Annotated in this window: 7 protein-coding genes and 1 pseudogene; 3 read left to right on the top strand and 5 right to left on the bottom strand. The window is 62.2% G+C overall.

What is annotated here, in order from left to right:
* The 5 genes and pseudogenes from ROTAS13_RS25805 to ROTAS13_RS18385 form a co-directional block, all read right to left on the bottom strand.
* Nucleotides 1-262 (bottom strand): IS3 family transposase (locus tag ROTAS13_RS25805; protein WP_139323432.1); only part of this gene is annotated, 262 nt, incomplete at its 3' end.
* On the bottom strand, nucleotides 259-603 hold the full coding sequence (locus ROTAS13_RS28645) for a transposase (RefSeq protein ID WP_075823043.1): 345 nt from the start codon (nucleotides 601-603) through the stop codon (nucleotides 259-261). The genes ROTAS13_RS25805 and ROTAS13_RS28645, both read right to left, overlap by 4 nt.
* A gap of 127 nt (nucleotides 604-730) precedes the next feature.
* Nucleotides 731-1858: pseudogene (gene istA / locus ROTAS13_RS18395) on the bottom strand (IS21 family transposase); the annotation flags it as partial.
* 111 nt (nucleotides 1859-1969) lie between these two features.
* The gene (locus tag ROTAS13_RS18390) at nucleotides 1970-2260 is read right to left on the bottom strand and encodes a transposase (protein WP_075823041.1); all 291 of its coding nucleotides are present in this window, start codon (nucleotides 2258-2260) and stop codon (nucleotides 1970-1972) included.
* 30 nt (nucleotides 2261-2290) lie between these two features.
* Nucleotides 2291-2674, bottom strand: coding sequence for a hypothetical protein (locus ROTAS13_RS18385; protein WP_216348685.1), 384 nt, complete (start codon nucleotides 2672-2674; stop codon nucleotides 2291-2293).
* A 164-nt stretch (nucleotides 2675-2838) separates the two neighbouring features.
* Between ROTAS13_RS18385 and ROTAS13_RS18380 the strand changes: the two genes are divergently transcribed.
* The 3 genes from ROTAS13_RS18380 (at nucleotide 2839) to ROTAS13_RS18370 (ending at nucleotide 5606) form a co-directional block, all read left to right on the top strand.
* Nucleotides 2839-3090, top strand: coding sequence for a type II toxin-antitoxin system Phd/YefM family antitoxin (locus ROTAS13_RS18380; protein WP_253187707.1), 252 nt, complete (start codon nucleotides 2839-2841; stop codon nucleotides 3088-3090).
* A 3-nt stretch (nucleotides 3091-3093) separates the two neighbouring features.
* Complete coding sequence (locus tag ROTAS13_RS18375) at nucleotides 3094-3540, top strand: type II toxin-antitoxin system VapC family toxin (protein ID WP_075823040.1); 447 nt, start codon at nucleotides 3094-3096, stop codon at nucleotides 3538-3540.
* A gap of 320 nt (nucleotides 3541-3860) precedes the next feature.
* Nucleotides 3861-5606: an Eco57I restriction-modification methylase domain-containing protein gene (locus tag ROTAS13_RS18370; RefSeq protein ID WP_083755601.1), complete on the top strand. Its 1746-nt coding sequence runs from the start codon at nucleotides 3861-3863 to the stop codon at nucleotides 5604-5606.
* The last annotated feature ends 109 nt before the right edge of the window (nucleotides 5607-5715 follow it).

Below are 5715 nucleotides of genomic sequence, written 5' to 3'. Positions count from 1 at the left end.
GCATCAGGCGCTCGACCCGTCCACGGCCAACCTTTCTCCCCTGTGCCCGCAAGGTGGCATGCACACGGGGACTGCCGTAACGGCCACCGCTGTTGGCATGGGCCTGGCGGATGTCGGCCAGCAGGGCACAGTCCTCAATGGCGCGCCTGCTATCTGGCCGCGATCGCCAAGCGTAGTAGCCGGCGGTCGAAATCCCCAGCACGCGGCACAGCGGCTGGACCGCCCAGGTATCGCGGCAGTCCTCGACCACGCGGAACTTCATCTCAGTGGTTCCGCGAAGATCGAAATAGACTTTTTTAAAATGTCCCGCTCCATGCGCAGCCGGTCGCACTCACGCCGCAGTCGCGCGATCTCAGCAGCTTGGTCGGCCGTCGGGACCGGCAAGGGCTTGAGGGAGGAGGCAGCTGCAGGCTGCGGCGCCTCGGTCTTGCTACCGCCGGCGCTATACTGGCGCACCCACCGGCACAGCAGCGTCGGGTGCAGACCAACCTCGCCCGCCACCGCCGTCGGCGTGCGCCCGCCGCCGACCACCAGGTCCACGACCTGGCGCTTGTAGTCCTCCGTGTAGGAACGCGGCTTGGTCCTCGTCGCCTGCTGATCCATCGAACACCTCCAGCTCAAAGCTTGCCTCAGGGTGTCCACGGAAGTCGTGGAGGATCAGATCGATGCTGGGCAGCACGGCGGGCGATACGATGTTGAGGTCATGGGCAGGATCCGGCCGACATGGCACGATGCCGTGCAGGTGGGCGCGGTCGACAGCACGCTCGCGACGGCCGAGACGCTTGTCGTGGCAGGCCACCTCGAGCCCGGCATGATGGATGCGGACCTGGTTGTCGCCCACCACCACACTGACCTCGGCGCCGATCAGCCGCCACGGCACGCTGTAATGGTTGGTGTCGACGTCCACGCAGGCATCAGCCTGCACCCGCCGGTTCAGCTCGCGCAGCTGCCGGAACGGTGGTCGGCCGTTCAGCGGGCGCAATGCCTGCCGCTCCTCGCGCTCGAACCGCACGATCGGCGCCTCGCCCGTCGTGCCGTGCACCCGCGTGTCGGCCACCTCGCGCATCCACCAGGACAGATGCTCCTCCAAGGCACCCCACGAGGCGAAACGCCGCCCGGCGATGGCGTTGTGCTTGACGTAGCCCACGCCGCGCTCATCCTTGCCCTTGGTGCGAGCTCGATAAGGCGCGCAGGCGACCGGCCGCACGTCCCAGTATCGGGTGAACGCGTGCAGGCGGCTGTTGAACTCCACCTCCCGCGTCACCGGGTCGTGGTGCTGGACCAGGGCGCTGGCATTGTCGAGCAGCATCTCGCCCGGCAAGCCACCGAAGTGGCGGAACGCACCCTCGATCCCCTCCAGCCAGGATGATTGCCGCTCATGCCGGAACGGCGCCGCATAGATCCGGCGCGAGTAGCCCAGCGTGGCTACGAACAGGAACACCTTGCCCGGCTCGTCATCGATCGCGATCCGGCGCTGTCCGAAGTCGATCTGCAACTGGCGCCCGGGCGGCGTCTCGAAGCGAACCGTGGCCAGCGCCTCGGCCGCCAGCTCGCGCCGCAGATGCGACACAGCCCGCTCCACCGTACGCAGGCTGACCACGATGCCCAGCTCGGACGCCAACTCCTGGCGCACCACGTCCGCGTTGCCCCGGTGGCGCCGCAGCCGCTCATCCAGCCAGGCTGTGTGACCCACCAGCAGACTGGGCCGGGTCGGAACCCGGCACGGCGCCCAGCCACCCGCGGCCAGATAGCGCTGCACCGTCTCCCGGTTGCACCCAATCTCTGCCGCGATCCGCCGGGTGCCCCAGCCCAAACCATGAAGACGCTGCATCGCCACCACCTCGTCCGGCGTCCTCATCACCTGCCTCCGCCCATCCTTGCCTGGCGGAAATACCTCCAATCGATCCGTCAACTTGCCTCTCCCTGCTATGCAGGGTGGCTGGGTTCCTGATGTCGTCGGTGGATGGGTTTACCCTGTCGCCTGACACGTCGACAACACGGCTGTCACCGCGCCCGTATCGCCCCGCTCCGGCCCCGGCAGCTCCGGCACGACGCGCAACGGCACGAACACCGGCCCATCCTCCACCAGCCGGCCGCGCTGCCGCGCCTCCCGCCATTGCCACAACAGTCCGCGGCTCAGGTCATGGCGCCGCGCCACGTCGTTGAACTTCGCCCCAGGCTCGTCGAGCTCGGCCAGGATCCGCAACTTCTCCTCAGGCCGCCAGCGCCGGCGCCGCTCAACCCCCGTGATGATTTCCAATCCGACCCCCGCCCGCTCTTACCGGCACACTTAAGAATGCTCGTAAAAACAGCGGACAGCAGGACCTGCGAACGCGGCCCACGCCGGACGGGTACAGCTATCCCGTGCTGTCTCGGTGATCTCGAACTGCACCGGCCGTCCTGTTTTCTGCTGCACAACGGTTGAGCGGGTGCGGATGTGGCTGCCAGAGGTCACATCGCCCACCCTGAGCTGGACCACGTCGCAGCCGCGGAGCTTGCTGTCGATGGCGATGTCGAACAAGGCCCGGTCGCGTACCCGCTTCTGGCTCGAAAGATAAAACCGGATCGCCCAGATCTGCTTCTCTTTCAGCGCTCGCTTGGGACCCACGATCCGGCCCGCAGGTCGGGAACTCGGCCGGTCCTTTCCGCTTGGGACGGATCCTTCGGTCCGCATGTCAGCCTCCATTGAGGAAGGGCATGAAGGCCTCCCTGGTGAGAGGCTAAGCCCCTGGCCAGCTGCCCAGCCCGGCGTTTCCTGCATGCTCAGGCGCATGACTCCAGATCGTCGCTTTCCCCTTGCGCCCAGGCATCTCAGACGACAATATGACTACAGTAGTCATGGAGGTCGATGTGCAGGAAATTCAGCTTCGAGATGCCAAGGCCACTTTGTCGGCCGTGGTCGACCAAGCCAGGGCCGGGCAGCCCTCGGTCATCACCCGCCACGGCCGTCCCGAGGCGGTGGTGGTGAGCTTTGAAGAGTGGCAGCGCCTGTCCCAGGTGCCCTCCTTCGGTCGGCTGTTGATAGCCGCTCCGCTGGAAGATGACGATCTTCCTCCCCGGCAGGGTGGCCTACGCGATCCGGGGCTCTGACCCCTGTACCTCATCGACACCAATGTCCTCTCGGCCGGAGCGCCGACCAAGGCGGTTGCCGCCCCGGACCTCGGGACCTGGATGGACCGCAACAGCGCCGGCCTCTTCCTCTCCGTCATCACCGTGGCCGAGGTTGAGGATGGCATCGCCAGAGCCCGCAGGCAGGGAGCCACACGAAAGGCCGAGAGGTTGTCGGAGTGGCTCGAGGCGTTGCTTCATCTCTACGGCGCTCGGATCATCCCCGTGGACCTCAAGGTGGCGCGGCACATGGGTCGGCTAACCGACTTGGCACGAGGCAAGGGGCATGACCCGGGCCTGGCCGACGTCGCCATCGCTGCCACGGCGCTGCAGCACGGCTACACCATTCTGACCCGCAACCTCCGGCATTTCGAGCCTTTAGGGGTTCCTGCGCTGGATCCCTTCTCAGCACTGCCCGCAGACTGTGGATGAGCCACCCAGCACTGACTTCCTCTGGCCTCTCTCGTGAGGGCTGATAAGTCCGATTCATTTTCTGGAAGCGGGACAACCAATGATCGCTCGCCTAACCACAACGACTGGCCGAAAGCGGACCATCTGGTCTGGAGGGCTAGCAGTGAAGAGCGGACGTCCCCTAACGCTTGCCGGCCGGCAACTCTCGACCCATTGAGGCCTGTTCCCGCTGAATTTCGAACTGTTCAAAAGCGATCGCTCGTCCAGTAGGCACGCTGACATCCATCGCCCTCGCAATCTATTAGATGGTAAGCAGCACTCCGTGCATCCCGAGGGTTTCAGTGAGCCGCCAGATCATCAACGAGTACCGTGCCGAACTCGACCGGCTTCGTGTCACGTCAGGTAGCCGACGAGAGAGCGTCCTTCGGGAAGCCTTCAAGGATTTGCTGAAGCACTGGGGTCGTGGCCAGGGGCTCCAGTTTATCCCAGAGCATGACATCGTCACTCCGCAGAAGAACCGCATATATCTCGACGGTGCGCTCCTGCATGCACTACGTGTGCCTTTCGGCTATTGGGAAGCCAAAGACGCCGACGACGATCTCGATGCCGAGATCGCGGCCAAGACCCGCAGGGGATATCCCCGCGACAATATTATCTATTCCGACGACCACACCGCCGTTCTCATCCAAAACAACTTAGAAGTAGCCCGTGTGGCGATGGCCGACACGGATGCTCTCTACGGACTTCTGAGCCGCTACTTCGCTCATGAGCGCCCAGAGATCGCTGACTTTAATAAAGCGGTGAAGCAGTTCAGCCTAGACATGCCTGAAGTGCTGACTGCTCTTCGCGACCTGATCGGCAACAAGCGGATAGCCTCAAAGGATTTTGCGAAAGCAGAGAAAACGTTCCTGAAGCATGCGCAGGACGCCATCAATCCCGCGGTCAACCAGAACGACGCCCAGGAAATGCTGGTCCAGCATATTCTGACAGAGGACATCTTTGCAAAAGTATTCGACAACCCCGACTTCCATCAGCAGAACAATGTCGCCTCTGCCCTCCATACCCTTGAGCAAAAGCTCTTCGGCTACGGCGAAAAGAGGAAGCTGCTGCGCGCGCTTCAGCCATACTATGCCGGCATCAGTCGCACCGCCGCAGTCATCCAGAGCCATACGGAAAAGCAGGGCTTCCTTAAAGCGCTCTATGAAAATTTTTACAGAATCTACAACCTGAAAGCTGCGGACCGGCTTGGTGTCGTTTACACGCCCGGCGAAATCGTCCGGTTCATGATCCGTGGCACGGACTGGCTTTGCGAACGGCACTTCGACAAGAATCTGGTCGACCGTGGTGTTGAGATTCTTGATCCGGCCACCGGCACCGGTACATTCATAGTCGAGTTGCTGGAGCATTTCCGTGGCGACCGAAAGAAACTCAAGCACAAATACCTTGAGGAGCTACATGCTAACGAGGTGGCGATCCTCCCCTACTATGTGGCGAACCTGAACATCGAGGCAACCTATCTAGCCATCTCCGAGGAGTTCACTGAGTTCACCAATCTCTGCTTCGTCGACACGCTGGACAACGTCAACGCCCTGGGCATCCATTCCGGCCATCAGTTCGATTTGCTGGGCACCCTGAGCGACGAGAACATCGAACGCATCAAGCGCCAGAACCGGCGTAAGATCAGCGTCATCATTGGAAACCCACCTTACAACGCCAACCAGCAAAACGAGAATGATAATAATAAAAACCGGCTTTACGATCATATTGATAGGCGGATCAAAGACACCTACATTGCCGCCTCGTCAGCTCAGAAGACCAAGCTGTACGATATGTATTCCCGGTTCTATCGCTGGGCCAGCGACCGTCTCGGCGACGAAGGCATCGTTTCGTTCGTCACCAATCGGAGCTTCATCGACAGCAGGACCTTCGATGGGTTCCGCAAGCTGGTGGCTGCCGAGTTCGGTGAGATCCGCATCGTCGATCTTGGAGGTGATGTCCGGGTCAATCCCAGGCTTTCTGGCACAAAACACAACGTGTTCGGCATCCAAACGGGCGTGGCCATCTGCTTTTTAGTCGGCCTTGAATAACTCGTAAGGCACTGATCTAGCTGTGAGATTTTCCGGGCTCGGCGACCTGGATTTGCAGGGTTCGATTGTTTTCGACGACAAACCCTGCGAATCTTGTGGGCATGAAGCA

It is taken from the genome of Roseomonas sp. TAS13, assembly GCF_001950415.1.
GTDB lineage: Bacteria > Pseudomonadota > Alphaproteobacteria > Acetobacterales > Acetobacteraceae > Roseomonas > Roseomonas mucosa.
Note: the sequence above shows the minus strand (reverse complement) of the source record. Positions and strands in the feature narration are given on the sequence as shown.

Excerpts from the sequence above, each read along its gene's own strand:
- ROTAS13_RS28645 (WP_075823043.1), bottom strand. The coding sequence starts at position 603 with ATGGATCAGCAGGCGACGAGGACCAAGCCGCGTTCCTACACGGAGGAC.
- ROTAS13_RS18385 (WP_216348685.1), bottom strand. The coding sequence starts at position 2,674 with ATGCGGACCGAAGGATCCGTCCCAAGCGGAAAGGACCGGCCGAGTTCC.
- ROTAS13_RS18380 (WP_253187707.1), top strand. The coding sequence starts at position 2,839 with ATGGAGGTCGATGTGCAGGAAATTCAGCTTCGAGATGCCAAGGCCACT.